This window comes from Promicromonospora kroppenstedtii DSM 19349 (assembly GCF_000515355.1).
In the GTDB taxonomy this organism is placed as follows: domain Bacteria; phylum Actinomycetota; class Actinomycetes; order Actinomycetales; family Cellulomonadaceae; genus Promicromonospora; species Promicromonospora kroppenstedtii.
Window position 1 is genome coordinate 77905 of record NZ_KI911619.1, and the last position, 2232, is coordinate 80136.

Annotated in this window: 2 protein-coding genes; one reads left to right on the plus strand and one right to left on the minus strand. The window is 74.9% G+C overall.

Going from position 1 to position 2232, the window contains the following annotated elements; all coding sequences use genetic code 11:
* Positions 1 to 486 (minus strand): PhzF family phenazine biosynthesis protein (locus PROKR_RS05055; RefSeq protein WP_157601889.1); only part of this gene is annotated, 486 nt, incomplete at its 3' end.
* A 162-nt stretch (positions 487 to 648) separates the two neighbouring features.
* Between PROKR_RS05055 and PROKR_RS05060 the strand changes: the two genes are divergently transcribed.
* A partial coding sequence (locus PROKR_RS05060) for a sensor histidine kinase (RefSeq protein WP_245605704.1) occupies positions 649 to 2232 on the plus strand: 1584 nt, incomplete at its 3' end.

Below are 2232 nucleotides of genomic sequence, written 5' to 3' on the forward strand. Positions count from 1 at the left end.
GGTGGAGGCGACCTCGGCGACGCGGTCGGCGCTGAGGTCCTCGGGGCGCAGGCCCAGCACGGCGGCCAGCGCCGCGCGGTCCTCGACCCGGCCCAGGAACCGCGGGGCGGACTGCGCCATCGAGACCTCGACGCCGGAACCGGGCCGCGTCACCCGCACGTCCAGCAGGTCGTCGCCGATCTGCTGGACGAACCGGTCCCTGGCCGGGTCCAGCCGCCCGGACAGCGCCAGCCAGATCCAGGCGCCCATCGCGTTGTGGCCCGCGCCGAAGACCTCCACGCCGGCGGGCGTGAAGGACCGCAGCCGGTGGTCGGCCCCGGATCGGTCGGGGCGGACCAGGAACGTCGTCTCGGACTGGTTGAACTCCCGGGCGACCGCCTGCATCGTCGCCTCGGGCAGCGGGTCGGCGTCGGGCACGAGGGCGAGCGGGTTGCCGGTCAGCGGCGTGTCCGCGAACACGTCCACCCAGTAGAACGGAACGTCCACGGAGGCTCCTTGGTCGGCGTCGGCGATCGGTGGGCCCCATGCTAGGGGCGCCGGCGCAGGACCCGGTGGGCGGGGCCAAGGTCCCGCCCGGAACGGGCCGAAAGACCCCCGACGGCGTTACCGTGGAAGGCGCAGGGGGGACGTGAACTGCGGGAGGGTGCCGTGGCCCAGCATGCTCATGAACGGCCCGAGCTGTTGCTCGACGCGCTGGCGAACCTCGGGCGCGGCCTGGACCTCGAGACGGCCCTGAACCAGATCAGCGCGATCGCCGCCCGCCTCGTCGGCGCCCGGTACGTGGCGCTGGGCGTACTGGGGGACGACGGACGCATCGCCCGGTTCCTGACGGTCGGGCTGTCCCCGGCGCAGGTGCGGGCCATCGGCCCCTACCCGACCGGGCACGGGATCCTGGGCGAGCTGATCCGGCACCCGGTCCCGCTGCGGCTGCACGACCTCGGCGAGCACCCGGCGTCCGTGGGGTTCCCGGCGAACCACCCGCCCATGCGGTCCTTCCTGGGGGTGCCGCTGCGCGTGCACGGCGGCGCGTTCGGCAACCTCTACCTGACGGAGAAGCTCGGTGAGGGCGACTTCACCGAGGAGGACCAGCGGCTGGTGGAGGCGCTGGCGGCGGGCGCGAGCGTCGCGATCGAGAACGCGAACCTCTACGAGGAGTCGCGGCTGCGCGAGCAGTCCGCGCGGGCGAACGACGAGATCTCCCGCCGCGTGCTCACCGGCTGCTCCCCGGAGGAGGTGCTCGCACTCGTGGCCGACAACGCGCTGCGGGTCGTGGGCGCGGACACCGCGATCATGGCCCTGCCCGAGAACGGGTACCAGCACCTCGTCGTGCGGGCCGCCGCTGGTACCGAGGCGAAGCGACTGGTGGGCGTCATGCTCCCGCCGGGCGGTACGTTCTCCAACGTGGTCCTGAGGTCGGGCGAGCCGATCGTCTCGCCCGACGCCGTGGCCGACGAGCGCGCCCAGCTCTCCTTCGACCTGCGGCACGAGATCGGCCCCCTCGCGGTGCTGCCGCTGGGCGGGCCGGGCGGCACGCGCGGTGTCCTGGCCGTCGGGCGGTTCGAGGGCCGGATGCCGTTCGCGCCGGTGGCCGTGGAGGCGCTGCAGGGCTTCGCCGCCCAGGCGGCCGTGGCGCTGGAGCTCGCGGAGCACCGTGTCGACGCCGCGCGGTTCGCCGTGCTGCGCGACCGGGAGCGTATCGCCCGCGACCTGCACGACCTCGCCGTCCAGCGGCTCTACGCCACGGGCCTGGGGCTGCTCTCCCTGCGGCGCGACCTCGACGGCGACCACGCGGACCGGGTCGGCCGGGCGGTCGACGAGATCGACGAGACGATCGCGCTCATCCGGACCACCGTGCACCGGCTGCAGCCGGGCGCGGCCCGCATGCCGGAGGGGGACCTGCGGTCCCGGGTCATCACCGAGATCGACGTGGCCACCGGTCCACTCGGCTACTCCCCGCAGCTCCGGTTCGACGGGCCGGTCGACTCGGCCGTCCCGTCCGACGTCGCCGAGCACGTGGTCGCCGTCCTGCGTGAAGGGCTGTCGAACGTCGCGCGGCACGCTCACGCGCGCTCGGTCGCGGTCCGGCTGGCGGTGTCGGACGACGTGGTCCTCACCGTGATGGACGACGGCGTCGGCATCCCCGGTGACGTGCCGCAGAGCGGCCTGCGCAACCTGGCCCGGCGGGCGGCCGAGCTGGGCGGCGTGCTCGGTGTCGGCCCGGGCGAGGCGGGC